This is a genomic window from Gracilibacillus phocaeensis (assembly GCF_900626275.1).
Lineage (GTDB): Bacteria > Bacillota > Bacilli > Bacillales > Amphibacillaceae > Gracilibacillus > Gracilibacillus timonensis.
In genome coordinates, this window is record NZ_LR131143.1 from 14,591 (window position 1) to 35,490 (window position 20,900).

24 protein-coding genes are annotated in these 20,900 nt (G+C 41.4%); 4 read left to right on the forward strand and 20 right to left on the reverse strand.

Translation table 11 applies throughout. The annotated features are described in order from the left end of the window. Positions 1 to 36: 36 nt before the first annotated feature. Together E0E32_RS04555 and acpS are read right to left on the reverse strand one after the other, a co-directional pair. Positions 37 to 1,545, reverse strand: a complete 1,509-nt coding sequence (locus tag E0E32_RS04555) for an NAD(P)H-hydrate dehydratase (RefSeq protein WP_130859111.1) — start codon at positions 1,543 to 1,545, stop codon at positions 37 to 39. 44 nt (positions 1,546 to 1,589) lie between these two features. Beyond that, on the reverse strand, positions 1,590 to 1,958 hold the full coding sequence (gene acpS / locus E0E32_RS04560) for a holo-ACP synthase (protein ID WP_066188955.1): 369 nt from the start codon (positions 1,956 to 1,958) through the stop codon (positions 1,590 to 1,592). Between the two features lie 168 nt (positions 1,959 to 2,126). On the opposite strand from acpS, the gene E0E32_RS04565 reads away from it, so the two are divergent. Beyond that, on the forward strand, positions 2,127 to 2,885 hold the full coding sequence (locus E0E32_RS04565; protein WP_130859112.1) for a rhomboid family intramembrane serine protease: 759 nt from the start codon (positions 2,127 to 2,129) through the stop codon (positions 2,883 to 2,885). Between the two features lie 240 nt (positions 2,886 to 3,125). Here E0E32_RS04565 and cshA read toward each other — a convergent pair whose 3' ends face one another. After that, the gene (cshA, locus tag E0E32_RS04570) at positions 3,126 to 4,580 is read right to left on the reverse strand and encodes a degradosome RNA helicase CshA (RefSeq protein WP_066187474.1); all 1,455 of its coding nucleotides are present in this window, start codon (positions 4,578 to 4,580) and stop codon (positions 3,126 to 3,128) included. Between the two features lie 566 nt (positions 4,581 to 5,146). On the opposite strand from cshA, the gene E0E32_RS04575 reads away from it, so the two are divergent. Continuing rightward, positions 5,147 to 6,052 carry a DMT family transporter gene (locus E0E32_RS04575; protein ID WP_066187477.1) on the forward strand — a complete coding sequence of 302 codons (906 nt, stop codon included), beginning with the start codon at positions 5,147 to 5,149 and terminating at the stop codon, positions 6,050 to 6,052. Positions 6,053 to 6,124: 72 nt separating this feature from the next. On the opposite strand, the gene E0E32_RS04580 is transcribed toward E0E32_RS04575, so the two are convergent. From E0E32_RS04580 to E0E32_RS04655, 16 genes are all read right to left on the reverse strand, one after another. Continuing rightward, positions 6,125 to 6,838 carry an alpha/beta hydrolase gene (locus tag E0E32_RS04580; RefSeq protein ID WP_130859113.1) on the reverse strand — a complete coding sequence of 238 codons (714 nt, stop codon included), beginning with the start codon at positions 6,836 to 6,838 and terminating at the stop codon, positions 6,125 to 6,127. 97 nt (positions 6,839 to 6,935) lie between these two features. Continuing rightward, on the reverse strand, positions 6,936 to 7,277 hold the full coding sequence (locus E0E32_RS04585) for a YppG family protein (RefSeq protein ID WP_165444958.1): 342 nt from the start codon (positions 7,275 to 7,277) through the stop codon (positions 6,936 to 6,938). 144 nt (positions 7,278 to 7,421) lie between these two features. Then, entirely contained in the window at positions 7,422 to 7,661 is a 240-nt protein-coding gene (locus E0E32_RS04590) for a thioredoxin family protein (RefSeq protein WP_130859115.1), read from the reverse strand. Between the two features lie 158 nt (positions 7,662 to 7,819). Beyond that, the gene (locus E0E32_RS04595) at positions 7,820 to 8,290 is read right to left on the reverse strand and encodes a MarR family winged helix-turn-helix transcriptional regulator (RefSeq protein WP_066187487.1); all 471 of its coding nucleotides are present in this window, start codon (positions 8,288 to 8,290) and stop codon (positions 7,820 to 7,822) included. Positions 8,291 to 8,494: 204 nt separating this feature from the next. After that, on the reverse strand, positions 8,495 to 8,683 hold the full coding sequence (locus E0E32_RS04600) for a hypothetical protein (RefSeq protein WP_066187490.1): 189 nt from the start codon (positions 8,681 to 8,683) through the stop codon (positions 8,495 to 8,497). Between the two features lies 1 nt (position 8,684). Next, positions 8,685 to 9,041: a hypothetical protein gene (locus E0E32_RS04605; RefSeq protein ID WP_066187493.1), complete on the reverse strand. Its 357-nt coding sequence runs from the start codon at positions 9,039 to 9,041 to the stop codon at positions 8,685 to 8,687. Positions 9,042 to 9,059: 18 nt separating this feature from the next. Further along, positions 9,060 to 9,662, reverse strand: a complete 603-nt coding sequence (locus E0E32_RS04610) for a hypothetical protein (protein ID WP_130859116.1) — start codon at positions 9,660 to 9,662, stop codon at positions 9,060 to 9,062. Further along, on the reverse strand, positions 9,659 to 10,342 hold the full coding sequence (locus E0E32_RS04615) for an ABC transporter ATP-binding protein (RefSeq protein WP_130859117.1): 684 nt from the start codon (positions 10,340 to 10,342) through the stop codon (positions 9,659 to 9,661). The genes E0E32_RS04610 and E0E32_RS04615 overlap by 4 nt, the downstream gene beginning before the upstream one ends. Positions 10,343 to 10,484: 142 nt before the next feature. Beyond that, positions 10,485 to 10,730, reverse strand: coding sequence for a hypothetical protein (locus E0E32_RS04620; RefSeq protein ID WP_130859118.1), 246 nt, complete (start codon positions 10,728 to 10,730; stop codon positions 10,485 to 10,487). A gap of 146 nt (positions 10,731 to 10,876) precedes the next feature. After that, the gene (locus E0E32_RS04625; protein ID WP_066187501.1) at positions 10,877 to 11,197 is read right to left on the reverse strand and encodes a thioredoxin family protein; all 321 of its coding nucleotides are present in this window, start codon (positions 11,195 to 11,197) and stop codon (positions 10,877 to 10,879) included. Positions 11,198 to 11,270: 73 nt separating this feature from the next. Continuing rightward, complete coding sequence (locus tag E0E32_RS04630) at positions 11,271 to 12,083, reverse strand: DUF368 domain-containing protein (RefSeq protein ID WP_130859119.1); 813 nt, start codon at positions 12,081 to 12,083, stop codon at positions 11,271 to 11,273. A gap of 2 nt (positions 12,084 to 12,085) precedes the next feature. Beyond that, positions 12,086 to 13,240, reverse strand: coding sequence for a CapA family protein (locus E0E32_RS04635; RefSeq protein WP_066187509.1), 1,155 nt, complete (start codon positions 13,238 to 13,240; stop codon positions 12,086 to 12,088). 148 nt (positions 13,241 to 13,388) lie between these two features. Continuing rightward, positions 13,389 to 13,658 carry a YkvA family protein gene (locus E0E32_RS04640; RefSeq protein WP_316245309.1) on the reverse strand — a complete coding sequence of 90 codons (270 nt, stop codon included), beginning with the start codon at positions 13,656 to 13,658 and terminating at the stop codon, positions 13,389 to 13,391. A gap of 283 nt (positions 13,659 to 13,941) precedes the next feature. Beyond that, positions 13,942 to 15,768, reverse strand: coding sequence for a translational GTPase TypA (gene typA, locus E0E32_RS04645; RefSeq protein WP_130859120.1), 1,827 nt, complete (start codon positions 15,766 to 15,768; stop codon positions 13,942 to 13,944). 102 nt (positions 15,769 to 15,870) lie between these two features. Then, the gene (locus tag E0E32_RS04650) at positions 15,871 to 17,229 is read right to left on the reverse strand and encodes a sensor histidine kinase (protein ID WP_130859121.1); all 1,359 of its coding nucleotides are present in this window, start codon (positions 17,227 to 17,229) and stop codon (positions 15,871 to 15,873) included. Further along, entirely contained in the window at positions 17,226 to 17,915 is a 690-nt protein-coding gene (locus E0E32_RS04655; RefSeq protein ID WP_130859122.1) for a response regulator transcription factor, read from the reverse strand. The genes E0E32_RS04650 and E0E32_RS04655 overlap by 4 nt, the downstream gene beginning before the upstream one ends. A gap of 219 nt (positions 17,916 to 18,134) precedes the next feature. Here E0E32_RS04655 and E0E32_RS04660 point away from each other — a divergent pair, with 219 nt between their 5' ends. After that, positions 18,135 to 19,358 carry a S1C family serine protease gene (locus tag E0E32_RS04660; protein WP_066187522.1) on the forward strand — a complete coding sequence of 408 codons (1,224 nt, stop codon included), beginning with the start codon at positions 18,135 to 18,137 and terminating at the stop codon, positions 19,356 to 19,358. Positions 19,359 to 19,596: 238 nt separating this feature from the next. Next, entirely contained in the window at positions 19,597 to 20,478 is an 882-nt protein-coding gene (locus tag E0E32_RS04665) for an NAD(P)-dependent oxidoreductase (RefSeq protein ID WP_130859123.1), read from the forward strand. 56 nt (positions 20,479 to 20,534) lie between these two features. Here E0E32_RS04665 and E0E32_RS04670 read toward each other — a convergent pair whose 3' ends face one another. Beyond that, complete coding sequence (locus tag E0E32_RS04670; protein ID WP_165444959.1) at positions 20,535 to 20,897, reverse strand: hypothetical protein; 363 nt, start codon at positions 20,895 to 20,897, stop codon at positions 20,535 to 20,537. Positions 20,898 to 20,900 lie beyond the last annotated feature (3 nt).

Below are 20,900 nucleotides of genomic sequence, written 5' to 3' on the forward strand. Positions count from 1 at the left end.
GTCTCCTCTAAAGTGGACAAAGGGAACAATCACACGCTAAGATAATGTACGAAACACCTGCGACAAACCTTCAATGACATCGGAAGCTAGCAAATCAACCTCAGAGTGCTGCTGTTCGACCAATATTTCTGCTGAACGACCATGCAGATAACAGCCATTTGCCAAGGCAGTCATCACGTTCTCCTGCTGCATAAGCATGGTTAACAGAACGCCTGACAATACGTCACCTGTCCCTCCTTTGGCTAAGCTGGCATTGCCTTGACTGCTGACAATTTGCTGGCCATCGGGACTGGTAATAATCGTATGCTTGCCCTTCAATACGATATAGACTTGGTGCTCCTCCGCAAATTGTTTACTCAAGGTAAACGGTGCCTGTTTCACCATTTCCAGTCTTTGATCGGTCAACATAGCCATCTCCCCATAATGAGGGCTAATCACAACTGGGGCCGTTCGTTTCCACTTCGATGACAGCAATGTTTTTAAATGATACAACCCATCGGCGTCAATCAATAATGGCTTATCCGTATCATATAACAAACCGGGCAATAACTGAGAGTTATTCCTGCCCATTCCCATTCCAACAGCTATCGCGTCATGGCTAGCAAGAGCAGATAAAGCCTCTTCGGATAATGCTTCTGTCATATTAGCTAGGGGTTGATAGGTCGCTTCCGTGCAGTAATTGGCCACTACTGGAATATTCGCTACTACTGTAGCAGCTGTTATCAAACCCGCACCAGAACGAAGTGCCGCCCTCGCTGCTAAGGCAATTGAACCAGGCATTGTCTGCTGTCCACCAATCACCACACCTTTGCCATGCGAGCCCTTATGGGAAAAAACACCTCGTCTCGGCAAGGTAGCTAGTACATCCTGTTCTTGCCATACCCCTTTTTTTATCGGGACATAAGCCTGATTCGGAATAGCAATGGATAGTACCTGCCAACTGCCGTAGTAACCTTGAAGCGGCTCACAGAAAAGAGATACTTTGGGAGCGGCAATGATATAGGTATGATTTGCCTGAATCGCCATATCAACAGGTTCGCTATCTGTAGCTGGAAGTCCGCTTGGAATATCAATTGAAATCGTTGGTCGTGGCGTTTGGTTGATGCTGTCAATGATACCATGTATAGGCTGACGAATATCTCCTTGAACGCCAATTCCCAGGATGGCGTCCACGATGATATCAAACGTTAGCAACTGTTCTTTTAGTTGGCTAACTGCATCCACATGGACAAGTGTAACGCCGGATTGAAGCGACAATTGCTTATGATAGGCGGCATCCCCCTTGATTTTTTTATCCTCCACCACCTGAAAAAGCGTTACTTTCAAGCCACTTTCCTGCAAATAACGGCCAACAACAAAGCCATCTCCTCCATTATTACCACTTCCTACAACAATAGCTACCTGGTGACAATGTTGATAATCACGCAACAACGCACCTGCTACCTTGGATCCGGCATTTTCCATTAGGATCTTCCCAGCTATTCCCGTTTCTTCTATCGCATACCGATCTATTTCGTACATTTCTTTCGCGGTTACGATGTACATCTTGTTCCCTCCTACCCGCATTAAATAGTATGAGACAACCTCTCTTAATATGCAGATTCCCTTTCAATTATCACTTGGGCAATTGCATATTCTTTGCTGTGAGAGATAGATACAAAGCAAGAAGCACCCGCTAAAACAGCCGATGTTAAGATTGGTGCTCCTTGATAATCCGTCCCAATTTCTATGTCAGTAAAACTAATTTTTCCTATTCCGGTTCCCAGCGCCTTTGAAAAAGCTTCTTTTGCCGCAAACCTGCCTGCTATAAACTCAATTTTTCGTTGAGCAGAATGCATGCCAGCCAAGCGAGTTTGTTCTCTTTCTGTCAACAGTCTGCTCACGATTCGCGGCTGTCGCTCAAGGATAGCACGGATTCTATGTAATTCAATAATATCGATACCAATTCCCTCTATCATTCCATCATTCATTCCCATCTAGTTTTCCTATCGCTAGTATAGCTTATTATCAAAAAAATGAAAAATGATCACAATCAGCCTTCCCCTACAGTTTTAAGTGTTTAAAATAACAGCCAGTATGCTAAAATAAAGAGAGGTTTATCAATGAAAAAGTAAAAGGAGTATGCTATGTTTATTCGGACAGAAGGTTTTAAGGATTTTATACGTTTTTATCCTGTCGTTTCCATTATTGTTGCATTGCAAGTCGTTATATGGTTATTCACCTCGCTTGTACCGGGCTGGGGGGAATGGCTCTACTATACAGGCGTCGGGTTCAATTATGGCATCGAACAAGGGGAATATTGGCGGCTTGTCACCCCCATTTTTCTACATGGAGGGATCGCTCATCTGATTTTCAACTCTTTTTCGCTTATCTTATTCGCGCCTGCGTTAGAGCAAATGCTTGGTAAAGTTAAATTTCTGTTCGTTTATTTTGCAGCAGGAATCGCTGCCAATGTTCTTACTTTTTTTGTAGTGTCCGATCCATTTTATGCGCACGTCGGGGCTTCTGGAGCGATATTTGGACTATTTGGTTTATATATATTTATGATTTTCTTTGAAAAAAAGCTCATTGACCAACAAAGTGCACAATTGATTTTTATTATTTCTGCAGTGGGCCTTGTGATGACTTTCCTACGCCCCAATATCAATATCACCGGCCACTTATTTGGATTTATCGCCGGTTTCGCGCTCGGACCAATCGTGCTGCAAAATGTAAAAGCCTTTGTTCCACGCCCTCGAAGACCCAGAGTTCGACCAGGCGGTGTCGGATTTGACCCAAATCGTTGGAATAAAAAACGCTATCGCTGGCAGCCTTATATACGTAAAATCATTTTTTGGTTCTTTATCATACTCGTAGCCCTCGGTGTGATTGCCAGATTTTTCTGACGATTTTTCGATAAAATGGGTGGAAGTTAGGCAATTCTTATGGAGCCCGGAGTGGATTTAGCGCTTTCCAGTCCGTTCTTATGGACTGTAGAACAGGATTTGCTCTCTTCAGTCCGCGAGATCCATTCTTATGGACTGTGGAACCCGATTTACTCTCTTCAGTCCGCGAGATTCTTTCCTCCCATCAAAAAAAGGTAGAACTCATCCAAAGTGATGAGTTCTACCTTTTTAATATCCGACTTAACGATTATTATTACGTTTATTTTGGAACTTGCGATTGCGTCCGCCACCTGGCTTACCGCCTTTTCTTCCATACCCACGCTTGTCATTGCGGAATTTATTATTACCGCCCTTTTTGTTGTGGGACTTCTTCACACTAACTGGTTGTACTGAAGAAAGTGTTACCGGTGCTTGGCGTCTTTCTTTTGTTAACATTTTTAACGCAGCGGCAACCACTGTTACAGAATCATATTCTTCTAAAAATTCACTTGCAGACTCACGATAGTCCTGTAAATCTTTCTTTTCAATGGTTTTCATCAGCTTTTGAACGGTAAGCTGTTGTTGACCTCTCTTCGCTTCATCGAAACTAGGAGGAGTCATACGCTTCATTTTACTTTTGGTTACTTTTTCAATCAATTGTAAATGTGGCGTTTCGCGCGGTGTTATAAAGGAAATAGCTTCTCCTGTTTTCCCTGCGCGCCCCGTACGTCCAATACGATGGACATAACTTTCAGGATCTTGCGGAATATCAAAATTATATACGTGTGTAACCCCGGAAATATCCAAACCTCTTGCGGCAACATCTGTCGCCACGAGGATTTCAATTCTGCCAAACTTAAATTTATTCAAGACTGACGTACGTTTGCCTTGTGTTAAATCACCATGAATCCCCTCTGCACGAAATCCACGAGCCTGCAATCCTTCTGTCAATTCGTCAACACGCTTCTTCGTACGACCAAAAACAATGGCTAATTCCGGCACGTGAACATCTAATAAGTTGGTTAACGTATCAAATTTTTGCTTTTCATGAACTTCTACAAAAAACTGATCAATATTAGAAACGGTCATTTCTTTTGCTTTTACCTTTACTTCTTCCGGTTGTTTCATCAAGGTAGTGGCAATATTACGGATTTCCTTTGGCATCGTTGCTGAAAATAGTAAGGTTTGTCTTTCCTCAGGGATGGCCTTCAAGATATCACGAATATCGTCAATGAAACCCATGTTAAGCATTTCATCTGCTTCATCTAAAACCGCCGTATGCACTTCATCTACACGAATTGTACGACGACGCAAGTGATCCAATAAACGTCCAGGTGTTGCGACGACAATATGTGGACGATCTTTTAAGGCACGGATTTGACGTTCCATATGCTGTCCACCATATACCGGTAATGTACGTACTCCTTTAATTTTCCCTAACTTGTGAAGTTCTTCTGCTACCTGAATAGCAAGTTCTCTGGTCGGTGCTACGACAAGACCTTGAATCTTTCGTTGACTTTGGTCAATCTTCTCCAGCATCGGTATACCAAATGCCGCTGTCTTACCTGTACCAGTTTGTGCTTGTCCAATGACATCTTTCCCTGCCATTCCTAGTGGGATTGTTTGTGATTGGATTGGTGTTGCTTCCTCAAATCCCATGTTCTCCAATGCTTTCATAATGGGTGTTGAAATACCTAGTTGATTAAAATTTGTCACTATTCTATTCTACTCCTTTTTACTATCTATATCTCATCTTTATTATCATCATTTTCATCGCTATTTCTAATATATCCAAGTTAGAGAAATGACATAAGTGTACATTTTTGCCGTTTCGATTTCTGGCATATGTGCTACTTATCATTAGCCTCCGCTCGAACGAAAATACATACAATTATTTTAGGAACGACTTTGTGAAGAAAAGCCCAGATGACCAGCTACCCCTTGACTATTCGCTACGTAAGTTGTCCACTCCAAGAAACCCGCTTATGGCGGATCCTCTGCTAATATGGAACAAAAATATATTCCCTAACGTACAATGAAAAAAGCCTTCCTCCCACTTCGGAAGAGGCTCATAAATGACCATTCAATGGATTATTTTATCATAACACATTATCATAAATAATTCTATAGAATATTCAACAAATAATGTTATTATCCTAGAGATACTGTTATACTAAAAAATATCGATTGTAAAAGGAGTTCAAAAAATCTGATAAAATGACATAGCAATTTTTTGAACCCACACTTATAAAACAAAGAATCATTTAATGTAGGTGATATGAATGAATAAATCTTTTTTTCCATATATAGCAATTATTTTCGGCGTTCTTTCCGTTTCTACTGCTGCCGTATTTGTCAAAATGGCAGGGGATGTTCCAGCAGCAGTCACCGCTAATTATCGACTGTTATTCGCAAGCCTTATTCTGCTTCCTTACATAGGCTATCGTAAAAGGGAAGAATTACGTAAATTAGGAAAAAAAGAATGGCTGCTCACCCTGATGGCCGGAGCCAGTCTCGGTATTCATTTCATTGTCTGGTTCGAATCTTTTCAATATACCTCAGTAGCAAGCTCAACAGTAATTGTTACTTTACAGCCTATTTTCGCCTTTATTGGCACTTATATTTTTTTTAATGAGCGTTTCTCGGCTGGATCGGTTATCAGTATGATCATTGCCATTTTTGGGAGCTGCATCATTGCCTGGGGAGATTTTCAAGTAGCCGGAGAGGCGTTATACGGAGATCTACTTGCCTTACTTGGCGCCATCTTTATTACGATTTATTTCTTGTTCGGGCAAGGGGTGCGCACCCAAATTTCTGTGATGAGCTATACCTTTATTGCTTACACCAGTGGAGCAGTAATTATATTAATATACAACCTTATCGTCCAGAACCCCTTAACGGGTTTCCAGCCAAATGAATGGTTGATATTCCTTGCTTTAGCAATCATTCCAACTATTCTTGGGTTAAACCTTTTAAACTGGGCATTAAAATGGCTAAGTGCCTCCGTGATTTCTATGGCTATTTTATTCGAACCGATTGGTGCTTCCCTGTTAGCCTACTTGATCCTACATGAGCTGGTTAGCTGGTCACAATGGCTGGGGGGAACGGTAGTAATCTTTGGTCTGTTATTGTTTGTTGCCAGTACGCGGCGTAACCGAAAAATGAAGATTACGATTTCTCATGATTAGGATAAACATTTTTAGCATGTCCTAAAAAACCCCCAATGGATAAAAGCGGTACATATGCCGCTTTTCCTATCCCTAGGTTTTGTCCATTTCCTTCGTGAGGAAACGGAACACCGCCTGTATGACAACGTCTTTATCCTCCCCTAAACAGATCAAATGTTTCGAATCATGAAAATAGATGATCTCTGACTCCACCGGGATTTCCTTATCCAAATAATGGACAGTGGAGTAAGGTACCATACCATCCTGTAACCCTTGTCCAATCAGAATAGGATAATACAGTTTTTTTAAATAAGGGCGGGTGAATTTCATACAGCGCAAAAACTCTCGAATTGCATGCAACGGTACAGAACCATATTTTTTTCGATAGTGATTATATAGTTGATCCTCTTTCAGTTTTTTCCTTAATGCCTTTTGCGTAAAGCGAAAAAAATCAATGCCCATTTGAGGGACACTAATATATCTTCTGGAAGTTGATAAAAGCACTAAGCGCTCGCACGTATACTTGCCAGCTAAGTAAGCAGCGATCATACCTCCCATGGAAAAACCGATTAAGTAAATGTCTTCATGATTTTTGGTCAAGGTTAAGTAGGCCTGCTCGGCTTCGTTTATCCAATCTTGATAAGAAACGCCCAGTAGCTCTAAGTCCCGCCCTTCCTCACCTAATCCGTGACCAGGCAAACTTGGCACTTCAACCTGCCAGTCAGTATGCTCTCTAATATAATCTGCCAGTGGGCCTACCTCATAGGGGCCCCCGGTAAAACCATGAATGATCAGACATGCAGTCACCTCATATCAAACTCCTTTGAAAAATGTTCTTCACAGTTCTTTTCTCACGACAAGCAACAAAATCCTTGCCTGGTTTGACAAGGATATACTATGCCCGTTATTTTTGAAAGGCCTTGAGCCACGTCCCCATATTTTTTACTAATGGTGAGACTTGCTGATAAGTACTTGCTAATTGGTTAACGGTATGAAAAACCTTATCAAAATCCATCTCCCCATTCTTATCTTGAAAATATTGTAACATGGCATTCGACTGTTTACCTGAAGCTGCCATATTGGTTGACTGCCATCCTTGATAAGGGTTTGGTATAGTTGGCTTTTGATAATATTGAAAGGGTGTCATTGGTAATGGTGAAGTGTATGCTTGCGGCTGATGAACAGGCCACTCCGGCTGATTGGGCATATACGTCGGATACTCATTATTATATCGATAATAATCCATTCTATCCCTCCACCTTTTCCTCATTAGAAAAACTCGCATCTCTATGTTTTTTCGAGCGAGCGTACTAATTTTTCTAATAAGATTTTCATTGCAAAAGTGTAATTTATCTTATTGTAACCTATGCAAGACAGAGGGATTTTGACACTATTTCCTTAAAAAACGTCGTATCTTATCTGGCTGAAAACCAATCACTTGGTAATGATCATCAATAATAATAGCTGGTGTAAGATAAATGTTATTCTTTTGTAAATCGGTTAAATGTTGTTTGTTTTCCGTTGTGTTTTTTAATGTAAAAGAGATATCTGCTTCTTGTAAAAAGTCGACTAACCTTTCACATTCTGTATTATTATCGCTGATGTATACATCTATTCGCTGATCTTCCACTGGATGTACCCCCTCAGTAAGTGTTCATAGATAAATATACCCACTACTAAAAGGATTAAAACTATTTTTTTATATAAAAGCAAAACTTATTTAGATGAGATGTTTCAATGAACAGATAGTAAAATCGTTTTTAGCCCAGAGCTTGCTTCTATAACGACTTATTTATGCGTCAAACGATCTGCGTACATGCCCAACTTCTTTAATAATTCGATGGCCTGTATTTTTTCTTTCTCTGTTAAACCAGCTGTAATCGCCTCAATCTGTTCCCAATGCTGTGGGAAAATATCATTTAATAGCTGTTCGCCAGTACTGGTGATCGACGCATACGTAATCCGCCGATCATTAGGACAAGGGATTCTTCGCACTAATCCTTTTGTTTCCAATTTATCCACCACATAAGTAATACTTCCACTAGCCAACAATATTTTATCACCGATCTTCTGTAATGTTTGTTCTCCTTGATGATACAATAATTCCAATACGCCAAAATCGGTGGTGTTCAATTCATAACCTCTTATATCCTTCGCGACTTGATCAGACACAGCCCGATATGCCTTGGATAATACCACAAACAATTTCAGTGAAGGATCTTGTTTTTTTATCAAATATTCTTTTTTCTCCTGGTCCATACCTTTCACCTTCCTTGATAGCTCATCATTATTTATATAAGATGTGACTTTTTGATTCTTAACTTCTAATACCCTATTATGATAAGACTTAACCCTATCATCATAGGATAAATAAAAACAACAGCCACATGAATGCCTGATCATGACATCTATAAAAGCTGGCTGATACCATTTGTTATTTAGTAAATATACTTTGATTTGCAACTAATCAAACAGCAGATATAACATTGCGATCAGAAAGTAGAAACCTTGGCCAACGATCCACATACTCCATGGATTACTGATCACAACGGCACCAATTAATAACAAGACAACGACCAGAGCAGGACCTATCATCATCTGCCAACAAGATCGTAATAATGCTGGGATATTCCACGGAATACTTTGCAGCAATTTATCCTGAAGAAGAAATAGGGAAGAAACTGGATGTCATCTTCACAAATAATAAGATGACAATCATCGCCACCATTCCTTGCATCATTGGTGGTAAAAAGATGATAGTAGTAATAATAATGAATAAACACAGAATAAATGAAACCAGATGACTCAGTTCTTGCTCAAAAGCTTTTCGCCAAAATTTGCGTAATACCTTGCATTGATCTTGATAATCAAAGAGTAATCTCGAATTTTTGGAATTCATCAGTCCTTTTAGCATATGAGGTTTTCTTTGCACCTGTCCACTCATCTTTTGCACAAAGAACATATTCCACACCTTATCCTCATTTTTTTCGATTACCGTTTTCCAGTTCACATGGGTTAACTTCTGCAGTCATATCCACAGATTGGCGAAGGCCAGTATGGTTATCCATCCCCAGGTAATATCCATTTCGTAAAAAAACCATAGCATTCTCGTCCCAGCCATAGCAGTCACTCCACCGATAGCAAGCAATAATTTCTTCCATACACCTAGTTGAAAAAAATACCACTGTGGCAAGACCGTCAGTACCAGAATAGCTAACAATTTACCATACCAAATCCAATGAGGAGTCCGTGCAAATGATGCGATCCCAATAGCTACAAGAGAAAAGAGAAATACTCTTAAACCAATCCTTCTCCAAAAAAGGTGTAGCCAAATATTATTCACCGTGAAAGGCAACACTGGTGCAACAAAAGAGAAGGTTATCATTAAAACGATCCATGCCATTAACATCAGATATAGCACATCATGGATAACGGCTTGGTAGGTTGCTAGTATCGGGATAGATTCTTGCACAACGTCATAAGCAGCCCATAGACCAATGCCAACAAAAATCGCTAAATAGATCATGATCACCCAATCAAAGGCAACACCTGCTGCTTTTTTATACAGCAATTTCTTTTTCTGCATACGATGTTTCCGTAAAAACTGTAATATTTGTCTTGTTTCTTTCATTCCGTCGTTATCTTTAGAAATAACTGGAAACCGGCTATCCATTCTTCTTCTATTTTTCCATGTGTAAGCATCATATAGCGATCAGCGAGGTCCTTTACCAATGCTAATTGGTAGGAGGTTAACAAAATGCTGGTTCCTTTTGCCGCTTTTTCTTGTAATAGCTTTAATAAATCATTGGTTGCATAAATGTCCAACCCCATAAACGGCTCATCGATCAACAACAAGGAAACATCTGGTAAAAGCGCGCAGATCGTCTGGACTTTTTGACGCATCCCTTTTGATAAGGCTTCTGGGTACTCGTTTAATTTGTCGTTGATCTCAAAGGTTTCGGTTAACATTCGCACCCGATTTTCGAATGTATCCTCATCCATCTGATAGCTTTGCCCATAGAGTTGAACATGCTGCATTGTGGTTAGTTCTGGCAGTAAAAAAGGTTCTTCAGGTATGTATGCTAATTGTCTTTTAAATGGGATAAAGTGCTGATCTTGATCCATGTGATTTAGGTGAATTTGACCTTTTTTCTTTTCCTGCCACCCCATAATTGTCTTCATAATCGTTGACTTACCAGCACCATTATGCCCGATCAATGCCGTTATCGATCCTTGGGGCAGGGTAAATGTAATATCTGTCAAGGTCGGTTGATGTTGAATGGCTACTTGCAGCCCTTTGACATCTAGCAAATGCGTCAACTCCTTTCTCGTTTGATTTGTTTTTATTTACGAAATCACAACACAAAAGGTTTCCTTAAGATTCATTTTTGCGGGCTCAGGAGTGGTGGGTAGTTCTTTACTCTTATGGACTGTGGAATGGAATTTGCTCTTTTCAGTCCGCAAGATTGTTACGGACAAAACTTTGCAGGTTGGCCGGCTTTTGTCCGTTAGATTCATTCTTACGGACAAAACTTTGCGGGTTGGCCGGCTTTTGTCCGTTAGATTCATTCTTACGGACAAAACTTTGCGGGTTGGCCGGCTTTTGTCCGTTAGATTCATTCTTACGGACAAAACTTTGCCAGTTGACCGTTTTTTGTCCGTTAGATTCGTTCTTACGGACAAAACTTTGCCAGTTCATCGTTTTTTGTCCGCGAGATTCATTCTTACAGACAAAATTTCACGATTCAATGATTTTTTGTCCATAAGACTTGCTCGCAACCTCCACTCCCAGCCTCATAAAAAAGAGCTTCTACCGGCCAAAACCGATAAAAGCTCATGGTTGATTTAGGCTAATTCCTCTTGTAAAAAGGTCAGCACATCATCAGGTGTCTTGGTATAAGCACTGTGGCGATGGGCAATCTTCTCACCATTTTGGAAAATGAGCAAGCTCGGAATCCCCATAACTTCGTATTTTTCTGCTAATCCTGCCACTTCATCGCTATTTACCTGGTACCATTCATACTGATTATACTGCTCTAAAATATCACCAATAAACATGTCCATACGCTTACAATCCGGACACCAATCGGCAAAAAATTTAATAATTACTGGTTTATCGGAAGCAATAACTTCATTAAATTGATCTACTGTTTGTATGGATTCCATATGTCAATCTCCTTTTATCATCTATCATAATCAAAAACTAGCATGTTTCTACTCGAAGTGCAACTTTTCTGATTTAACGGTACTCTATCTTTCCTAACAAAAATGCAGCTAATAGCCCCACGAAAAACATCACGCCACACATCACGTTCCCAAGCATGTTGGAGGTCCACCCCGGAAAAATAACGAAGATTGAGCCAATCACCATTCCAATCACAAAGGCATAGGTCATAATAGGAAAGTTGTTCAGAAAGTAATTAATAATCTTACTCATAAAAATCAATCCGAGCAAAATGCCAGTCCCCGTCACCAATATAATTGGTAAATCCAGATCAGATACAGCACCCATAATCGTACTATAGGATCCCATAATCAGCAGCAGAAAAGATCCGCTAATACCTGGTAAAATCATGGCCGTACTGGCTAGAAAACCGGATCCGAACAGCCATAAATAAGTGGACATCGTCAAATCAGTGACAGCATCTCCCTCACTCGTGCGAAAAAACAACATCAGGCTGACAAGTCCTGCACCAATTAATAACAACACAACATGTTGCAACTTAAATGTTTTGTTTGCCTGTGATTTATGAAATAGAAACGGCAATACCCCAATAATTAACCCTAAAAAGGCGAATTGTGTCTGCTGTGGGTAGTGTTCAAACAGCCATTCAATCAGATTGGCTAATGCAAAAGCAGCCAGCACCATCCCGATCCCCAATGGTATTAAAAAGGAAAGATGCTTCTTATAATCTCTGCTGAATATCCCATTAATCGCTGCAATTAAGCGTTCATAGATACCTAATACAACGGCAATCGTTCCACCACTCACCCCTGGGATGACATCACTTGCCCCCATCAATAACCCACGAAAAATATTACGCCATTCCATCCTTATTCTGCTCCTTTACGAATAAATTCTAACGACGGCATGTATTGCGACATATGTGCCTCGATATCCGTCAACGTTTGTTCTGGATCTTCTTCCATTTGCTCCACTGCCACTGCCTCCAGCGGAACAACACGCAGATCTCTTAATATATCCCCGTCTTCCTCAAATTCCACAAACGTTGATAAAAATCGGGGAGCCTCTATCCTTGTCTGGTTATCCTCTTTGACGACATCAAATTGCAGAACCCCTCCAATCCGATTATAGAACTGATATTGGCCAGATAGAAAATTACCTAATGAATAGGCCGCCAAGGTTGGTTGTCCATCTTTACCCTCCAGCCACTCAACTGGCTGCAGCACATGGGGATGATGACCGATCACAACCTCAACGCCAAGATCCGCTGCATACTGAGCCCAATCTCGCTGCTCTTGATTCGGCGTACGCTGCTCCTCTTGTCCAGCATGAATACTGACGATCGTGATATCCGCCAAATCCTCTGCCCTTTCTACTTCATCTGCCATTTGCTCGCGATCAAGAAAATTAACTAAATAATCCTTCCCTGTTGGAACAGGGATCCCATTGGTTCCATATGTATAGCTGAGAAAGGCGATCGAAATACCTTGCTCAGTATCTAACACCCTAATATTATCCTGATCCGCCTCACTCTTAAAGGCACCTGTATAAGGCATTCCAATTTGTTCATACTGGCTGATTGCGTTCTGTATCGCCTCTTCACCAGCATCCAAGGTATGATTATTAGCCATGGTCACCATATCCACGCCGGCGTCTTGTAAATCGGCACCAATCTCATACGGACTGTTAAACTGTGGGTAACCGGATAAACCTAACTCCTCACCACCCATGATGGTTTCTTGATTAGCCATCGTAATCGACGGTTCGGATAAAAAAGGTTTCACCTCTTCCAACATTGGTTGAAAATCATACCGCTCTCCGTTCCAGGCGCCGTCATAGACCCTGTCATGAATCAAAACATCCCCAACCGCTGCCACCGTAATACTTGGTGTCAACCATTCTGAAGCTTTTTCTTCTACGGAAGAATGATAGTCAGACTGCTGACCTGCTTCTTGTCCATCATTTTCTGCACAGGCTGTCAGCAGCAGGAAAACAAACAGACTGAAAAAACAAAACTTTCTCATCTTATAAACTCCTTGCTGCAGATTTCTTACATTCTAACATGGTTTGGCATGGATTTCTCACTTTTTCACTAAATTTTTCACCGTTTAGCTGACTGTAACCATCCAATCGCCTCAACTAACATTCAGTGAAATCCTCACTAAATGAAGGTCATTTTACCCCTAAGTCATATTTTTCTTTTAGGCTGTCAGGTGCCATCTTTACCATCTGTTGCAAAATAAGTGTAGCAATAAAAACATCATCAAACAAACCTAATACGAGCAGATAATCTGGGATGATATCAAAAGGGAAAACAAGATAAACTGCAATAAAAAGGGTCGAGATGATTTTTGCCAGACGATTTACTTCTTTCGAAAGAAAAAATTCTTTAAAAAATGGGATCGATTGGTGAAATCGAAAAAGGAATTTCATTCGCCGCATGAACCGCATCCTTCCACCTCACTTCTAGCTTATGTTAGCGGGTCATCGTTATAGAACGATCCCCTCCTTACTTTTCATGGTTTCATCATACTTGTTTGATCAGCTAACTTCCATACATAGCCTCTTTCATGAGGAAATCCTCAGCTGCATGGTTGCTAACTGAGGATTCATTTATCACAGCGGTAAGCGTCCGTAAGCTCCCCTGCTGTAAAAAGTATTCATACGAATAGAAGCTGAGAAACATCGGACTCTATTCATCCTAAATAAGTCTCGCTTTATCACCTTAGGCCTTTTTTTTGGCTGCTTTTTCTCGTTCATTTTTGTTTAAGATTTTCTTGCGTAAACGGATCGATTCAGGAGTGACCTCGCAATACTCATCATCATCCAAATATTGAATCGCTTCTTCTAAAGACAAGGTACGTGTCTTACGAATCGTTGCTGTCTGATCCTTTGTTGCAGAACGCACGTTGGTTAAATGTTTCTCCTTCGTGATATTAACCGTTAAGTCGTTCTCACGATTATGCTCGCCAACGATCATGCCAGCATATACCTCTGTGGTCGGCTCGACAAAGATTATCCCACGGTCCTCCAAGTTCATAATACCATAGGTAGAAGCCTTCCCATTCTCTAAGGAAACCAAGACACCCTCACGACGACCACCAACCTGACCTTTCGCAAATGGGGCATACTCTTCAAAGGTATGGTTCATAATACCATAACCACGTGTTTGCGTCATAAATTCTGTTGCATAACCAATCAACCCACGAGATGGTACTTTAAATTCCATCCTGACTTGTCCTGTACCATGATTAGCCATATCAAGCATTTCACCCTTACGAGAACCTAAAGACTCCATTACTGGTCCAGTATAATCCTCTGGCACATCAATCTGCACTCGTTCCACCGGTTCACATTTGACACCATCGATTTCTTTAATAATAACCTCTGGCTTTGATAACTGAAGCTCATAGCCTTCCCGGCGCATATTTTCTACTAAAATAGACAGGTGTAACTCCCCGCGTCCGGAAACAACCCATGCATCAGGAGAATCAGTTGGATCCACCCGTAAACTTACATCCGTTTCTAATTGAGACAACAACCGCTCCTCGATTTGGCGAGAAGTGATATACTTGCCTTCTCTTCCGGCAAATGGACTATTGTTAACGACAAAAGTCATTTGCAAGGTTGGCTCATCAATTCGTAAGATCGGTAATGCTTCCTGATGTTCCGTCGGGCAAACCGTCTCTCCTACGTTGATATCCTCCATACCTGTAACCGCAATGATGTCACCGGCCGTTGCTTCCTTGATTTCAATTCGCTTCAGGCCAATAAAACCAAACAGCTTGGTTACACGGAAGTTTTTGATCGAGCCATCGGTTTTCATTAGGGATACCTGTTGTCCTACCTTGATCGAACCTCTGAATACACGACCAACTCCAATACGACCTAAATAGTCATTGTAATCCAACATCGTTATCTGAAACTGCAATGGTTCCTCTGCATTATCGATTGGTGCTGGAATCTTCTCCAAAATCGTTTCAAAGATCGGTTCCATGGTTTCCTGTTGTTCTTCGTCAGGATAGCTGGACGTTCCATTTAATGCGGAAGCATAAACAACCGGGAATTCCAATTGCTCATCATCGGCGCCAAGCTCAATAAACAGGTCCAGCACCTCATCAATTACCTCGTCAGGGCGGGCATTCGGACGATCAATTTTGTTCAAGACAACGACAGGCTGCAGTTTTTGCTCTAATGCCTTTTTCAACACAAAACGAGTTTGCGGCATACAGCCTTCATATGCGTCCACCACTAGCAATACACCATCTACCATCTTCATGATACGTTCTACTTCACCGCCAAAATCGGCATGTCCAGGTGTATCCAAGATATTAATGCGTGTATCCTGATAATTAATCGCTGTGTTCTTCGCCAAAATCGTAATCCCGCGTTCCTTTTCGATATCGTTAGAGTCCATAGCACGTTCTGCTACCTGCTCATGTTCATGGAAAGTACCAGAATAGCGGAGTAACTGATCCACTAATGTCGTTTTGCCATGGTCAACATGGGCAATAATTGCAATATTACGAAGATTTTCTCTTAATTGCGTCATTTTTTTCTCTCCTTATTATTAAAAAACGTACCGTGTTTTAACTTTTGATCATTCTATATGTTCCACAACTAACCTAGTATACCACAATTAAGAGAGTTTGTATCATTTTTTAGGATTTTTTTCGAATTTTGCAAAGGAAATGGTGAATTGTGCCCCGCCTTCTGGTCGATTAGCTGCCTTGATCGTTCCATTTGATTGTTCGACAATCGCCCTGGCAATCGCTAAACCTAATCCCGTTTCTCCACTATCGCCTTTGATAAATCGGTGGAAGATTTTCTTAATAATTTCTTCTTCAATCCCGGTGCCATCATCTTGCACCTTCATTTTTAACTTATCCTCTTCCATAACAGCCGTCACTTCAACCTTTGTTTCTGCATGTCTGATCGCATTGGCTACCAGATTCATCACAGCCTGAAGCAACTTCTCTTCATCTGCATATAGTTGCACGGATTCACTATGTTCCAGCGTGATATCAATTCCTCGCTCATTGGCAATAGGTAATGCCCTCTCCATCACCTTCTCCATGAAGTCAGAGACATCTATCGGTTCCGCATGGTAAATATCTGCCTCACTATCCAGCTTGGCCAACAAAATAATCTCATTAATGATTTTCTTTAAGCGATTAATCTCCACTACCATGACATTTAAGCCGCGATCCTTTTCCTCGCCTTCAAATATACCGTCTCGAATCCCTTCCGCATATCCTTGAATCGTCATCAGCGGTGTCTTCAATTCATGACTGGCATTTTGGAAAAAATGGCGTTGTGATTGAATAAAGCTGTTTAATTCATCCGCCATTTCTCGCACACTTTCCTCTACCTCTTTGATTTCTCCCGTTGCCTTGATCGTTTCCATATCATCAAACTGCCGCTTCTCAATTTTCTTCATTTGATGGCGTAATTGGGTCAATGGTGTGACCAACTTGGTAGTTAAATAATGACTAAGCAAAACCGTTATCGCTATACCAATTAAGAAAATAACGACTAAACGATTGATCAGGCTTTGCTGTACCCCCTGCAAATCATCAAGTGGTGTCAAAAGCACCAGCTGCTGGGTAGACACAGGTGAGAGAAAGGGAATGATCGATACCACATAACGATCCTCCTGCCCTTGCCATAAAGGCTGTGATCTGCTATTCAGGTCATACTGCGCTAACCAACTTTCCAAAATCGTTATATTGCCAATTGAAGAAAAAATAATCTGATCACTATCCTGATCATAGGCAAAAACCTCTAAATTATATTCGCCCAGCAGCTGTAATAATCGCTGTTCATTCGTGGTATCATTTAAATCCTGCGACATGATAAAATCGACAACCAGTTCCCCTTTATCCGCTAATTGACGCTGTTCATCCTTAATCAGCATTTGCAGCATTTGCGAGTAAATGGTAATCCCTGCCACTGTCATGATCACAACTAATAGAGTGGTAAAAGCAATGGTTAACTGATACTGCAGTTTCATCGTTCATCCTCATATTCTAGACGATAGCCATATCCCCAGACCGTTTCGATCGGAAAGTGTTCCAGCTTCTTTCGCAAGCGTTTGATTAAATCATCCACGGCACGGTCACTACCAAAGTAATCATCACCCCAAACCCTTAATAAGAGCTCTTCCCGGGAAAAAGCTCGATTGGGATGCTGCGTTAGAATAACAAGCATATCGAATTCCTTCGATGTCACATCGACTTCATCACCATGCCAATGAACCAAACGACCGGCTTTATCAATCTCTAACCCTCCGAGCCGAAGCGTCTGCTCATCGGGATTATCGGAGAGCGGTCGCGTTTCTGTTCGTTTGAACAAGCGTTTAATGCGTGCAACTAGCTCCCTTGGGCTGAATGGCTTGGTCAAATAATCATCACTGCCCAACTCCAGACCTAGAATCTTATCTACTTCCTCGTCTTTCGCCGAGATAATAATAATAGGCACCTCGCTTACCTGACGGATCTTCTTACATAACTCATACCCATCCATACCTGGCAGCATAATATCTAGGATCCACATATCTGGCTGACCATCCTGCGCTTTCTCCCAAGCCTCTTCTGCATCTTGTAATAAATGAACATGATAGCCCTCTTTAACTAAATAGGCCTTCACTATATCTCGAATATTCCGATCATCTTCTACTATATATATCATTTGATTCATCCCATTAAACCTCCCTGATTTGACTCGCGGGTTTCACACATAGGTATCTATCTTATCTTACACATATTTTCGCATATTTCCGAAAAAAAATTAAGCACGGATGCATAAATAGTTACATTTACACATATTTTCTACAATTATCACATGTTTGTACCTCAAAAAAAGGGTATGATTATAGTAAGAAATCAAACAACAAATCGACGAAAGGTTGTGAAATAAATGGAACAAAATCAAACAAACCCTCAACCCAAAAAAGAAAAAAACACATTACCCATGTTATTGAGCGGGGTCGCTGGGGGTGTCATAGCCGCCTTATTCACCGGTGGAATATTTCTAAATATCATTCAGGATGACAATAGTGAGGCGACAGCTGGAGAAGAACAGACACCTACAGAGGAAACGGAAGGAGCGCAGGAAGATGGCGCCGCCGCAACAACGACTACCTTAAACAATGAAGCAAGTGCCAATGTAGTAAGTAACGCGGTCAGTCAAGTTTCTGACGCCGTTGTAGGCATTTCCAACATTCAGCAGTCCAACCTATGGGAAGAAGCCGACGCGGCCGGCACTGGATCAGGTGTCGTTTATAAAAAAGATGGTGAATATGCTTATGTGGTGACCAACAACCACGTGGTAGAAGGAGCCCAAGAAGTAGAAGTCACCTTAACCAATGGAGAACATGTACAGGCAGACGTGCTTGGCTCTGATCAATTATCTGACTTAGCCGTGTTACGTATTGCAAGTGACCAGATCTCCACGGTAGCCGAAATGGGATCTTCCGAAGACATTACAGTGGGCGAAACAGCCATTGCGATCGGTAATCCATTAGGTCAAGAATTTGCTGGTTCCGTTACACAAGGGATTATCAGCGGATTAGATCGTTCAGTGGATATCGACCTTAACCAAGATGGCCAGCCAGACTGGACAACCAGCGTTATTCAAACCGATGCGGCAATTAACCCTGGTAATAGTGGTGGTGCGCTGATCAACACAGACGGCAAATTAATTGGTATTAATTCGATGAAAATTGCCCAATCCCAAGTAGAAGGAATTGGTTTCGCGATTCCGATTGACGATGCCAAACCGATTATTGACCAACTAGAACAAGGTGAACAAGTACAACGTCCATTCCTAGGTCTAAGTGCTGTTGACTTATCTACCGTTCCTGAGCGCAATTTACAAGAAACATTGAATTTAGATGAAAGTGTAGAAAATGGGGTCGTCATCGCCCAAATTGAACCAAATGCACCAGCAGAACAAGCCGGGCTTCAACGATATGACGTCATTACCAAAATTAATGATAAAGACATTGAATCGATGTTAGAACTGAAAAAATATCTCTATAGTGAAACTAGTGTAGGTGAAGAAGTGGACATTACTTTCTATCGTGATGGAAACTTGCAAACTACCACTTTAGAGTTGGCAGAACAACAAAACGCTCAATAAAGCAAGATGGCTTTATTGGAAATAAGGCACTCCGCAGCAAAAAAAGAAAACAAGCTCGCAATGAACAAGCTTGTTTTCTTTTTATTTCCTCTCCTAATCTGATACATTATTAATAAAGGAAGAGGAACCGGGCATTGGCATTTGTTAACTCTTTTTTCGCCTCACTTGTATACGCTTTAAGGCTTAGAGTTACGGGCCATTTACACCGAAATAAATAACAAAGAAGGGATGACTCTCTATGCAGAAAATAGGTTTTATCGGGACGGGCGTCATGGGAAAAAGTATGGCAGAACAGCTTATGGATGCTGGACACACCGTCCACGTATACACACGCACCAAGGATAAGGCAGCTAACCTCTTGCAATCAGGTGCTATTTGGGAACAAACTGTTGCTGAGGTAGCAGAAAAAGCAGATATCGTAATCACAATGGTTGGTTATCCAACCGACGTAGAAGAGATCTATTTCGGGAACGATGGCATCATGGCCCACGCCCATCCTGGGTCTTTTCTCATCGATATGACCACTTCTGATCCCGGCTTAGCGGAAAAAATTTATCAAGAAGCAAAAGAAAAAGGATTGCATAGCTTAGACGCTCCCGTATCCGGTGGAGACATTGGTGCTCAAAATGCCGAACTTACGATTATGGTTGGCGGAACACAGGAAGATTATGCGGAAGTACTACCTATTTTAGAATTAATGGGAGAAAATATCGTCTTACAAGGACCACCCGGAGCCGGACAGCATACTAAGTTGGCCAATCAAGTAGCAATTGCCTCTAATATGATCGGAGTAGCCGAGGCAATTATGTATGCCAAACAAGCTGGTCTTGATCCGGTACGTGTCTTGAAGAGTATTGCCACCGGTGCGGCCGGAAGCTGGTCCCTCTCTAATCTGGGACCCCGTATGATCAAAAACGATACAGATCCCGGCTTTTATATCAAACATTTTATTAAGGATATGAAAATCGCCCTGCAAAATGCGAAAAAATTAGGTTTGGATACTCCTGGTCTTGCGCTTTCCTTAGAGCTTTATGAAGAGTTGGCGGCAAGAGGCATGGAAGATCGCGGTACACAGGCCTTGATCAAGTGGTATACAAGGAACTGGGAAGAAACAGAATAATGAAACAAGGCTTACCGTTACGAATGACGGTTGTGGTGGGAACCGTGGAATCGACTTTATCTTACGGACAAAACTTTGCGGGTCGGCCAGTTTTTGTCCGTTAGATTCATTCTTACGGACAAAACTTTGCTGATTGGCCAGTTTTTGTCCGTTAGATCCATTCTTACGGACAAAACTTTGCTGATTGGCCAGTTTTTGTCCGTTAGATCCATTCTTACGGACAAAACTTTGCGGGTCGGTCGGTTTCTGTCCGTTAGATCCATTCTTACGGACAAAACTTTGCTGGTTGGCCGGTTTTTGTCCGTTAGATTCATTCTTACGGACTGTAGAACGGAATTTGCTTTCTTCAGTCCGCGAGATTCACACGTTTTCTTACGGACAGAATTAAAAAATTGATCATCCCATTGCATTTCTAACAAAAA

Excerpts from the sequence above, each read along its gene's own strand:
- E0E32_RS04555 (WP_130859111.1), bottom strand. The coding sequence starts at position 1,545 with ATGTACATCGTAACCGCGAAAGAAATGTACGAAATAGATCGGTATGCG.
- acpS (WP_066188955.1), bottom strand. The coding sequence starts at position 1,958 with ATGATAGAGGGAATTGGTATCGATATTATTGAATTACATAGAATCCGT.
- E0E32_RS04565 (WP_130859112.1), top strand. The coding sequence starts at position 2,127 with ATGTTTATTCGGACAGAAGGTTTTAAGGATTTTATACGTTTTTATCCT.
- E0E32_RS04575 (WP_066187477.1), top strand. The coding sequence starts at position 5,147 with ATGAATAAATCTTTTTTTCCATATATAGCAATTATTTTCGGCGTTCTT.
- E0E32_RS04585 (WP_165444958.1), bottom strand. The coding sequence starts at position 7,277 with ATGGATTATTATCGATATAATAATGAGTATCCGACGTATATGCCCAAT.
- E0E32_RS04595 (WP_066187487.1), bottom strand. The coding sequence starts at position 8,290 with ATGGACCAGGAGAAAAAAGAATATTTGATAAAAAAACAAGATCCTTCA.
- E0E32_RS04610 (WP_130859116.1), bottom strand. The coding sequence starts at position 9,662 with ATGAAAGAAACAAGACAAATATTACAGTTTTTACGGAAACATCGTATG.
- E0E32_RS04620 (WP_130859118.1), bottom strand. The coding sequence starts at position 10,730 with ATGAACTGGCAAAGTTTTGTCCGTAAGAACGAATCTAACGGACAAAAA.
- E0E32_RS04625 (WP_066187501.1), bottom strand. The coding sequence starts at position 11,197 with ATGGAATCCATACAAACAGTAGATCAATTTAATGAAGTTATTGCTTCC.
- E0E32_RS04630 (WP_130859119.1), bottom strand. The coding sequence starts at position 12,083 with ATGGAATGGCGTAATATTTTTCGTGGGTTATTGATGGGGGCAAGTGAT.
- E0E32_RS04635 (WP_066187509.1), bottom strand. The coding sequence starts at position 13,240 with ATGAGAAAGTTTTGTTTTTTCAGTCTGTTTGTTTTCCTGCTGCTGACA.
- E0E32_RS04640 (WP_316245309.1), bottom strand. The coding sequence starts at position 13,658 with ATGCGGCGAATGAAATTCCTTTTTCGATTTCACCAATCGATCCCATTT.
- typA (WP_130859120.1), bottom strand. The coding sequence starts at position 15,768 with ATGACGCAATTAAGAGAAAATCTTCGTAATATTGCAATTATTGCCCAT.
- E0E32_RS04650 (WP_130859121.1), bottom strand. The coding sequence starts at position 17,229 with ATGAAACTGCAGTATCAGTTAACCATTGCTTTTACCACTCTATTAGTT.
- E0E32_RS04655 (WP_130859122.1), bottom strand. The coding sequence starts at position 17,915 with ATGAATCAAATGATATATATAGTAGAAGATGATCGGAATATTCGAGAT.
- E0E32_RS04660 (WP_066187522.1), top strand. The coding sequence starts at position 18,135 with ATGGAACAAAATCAAACAAACCCTCAACCCAAAAAAGAAAAAAACACA.
- E0E32_RS04665 (WP_130859123.1), top strand. The coding sequence starts at position 19,597 with ATGCAGAAAATAGGTTTTATCGGGACGGGCGTCATGGGAAAAAGTATG.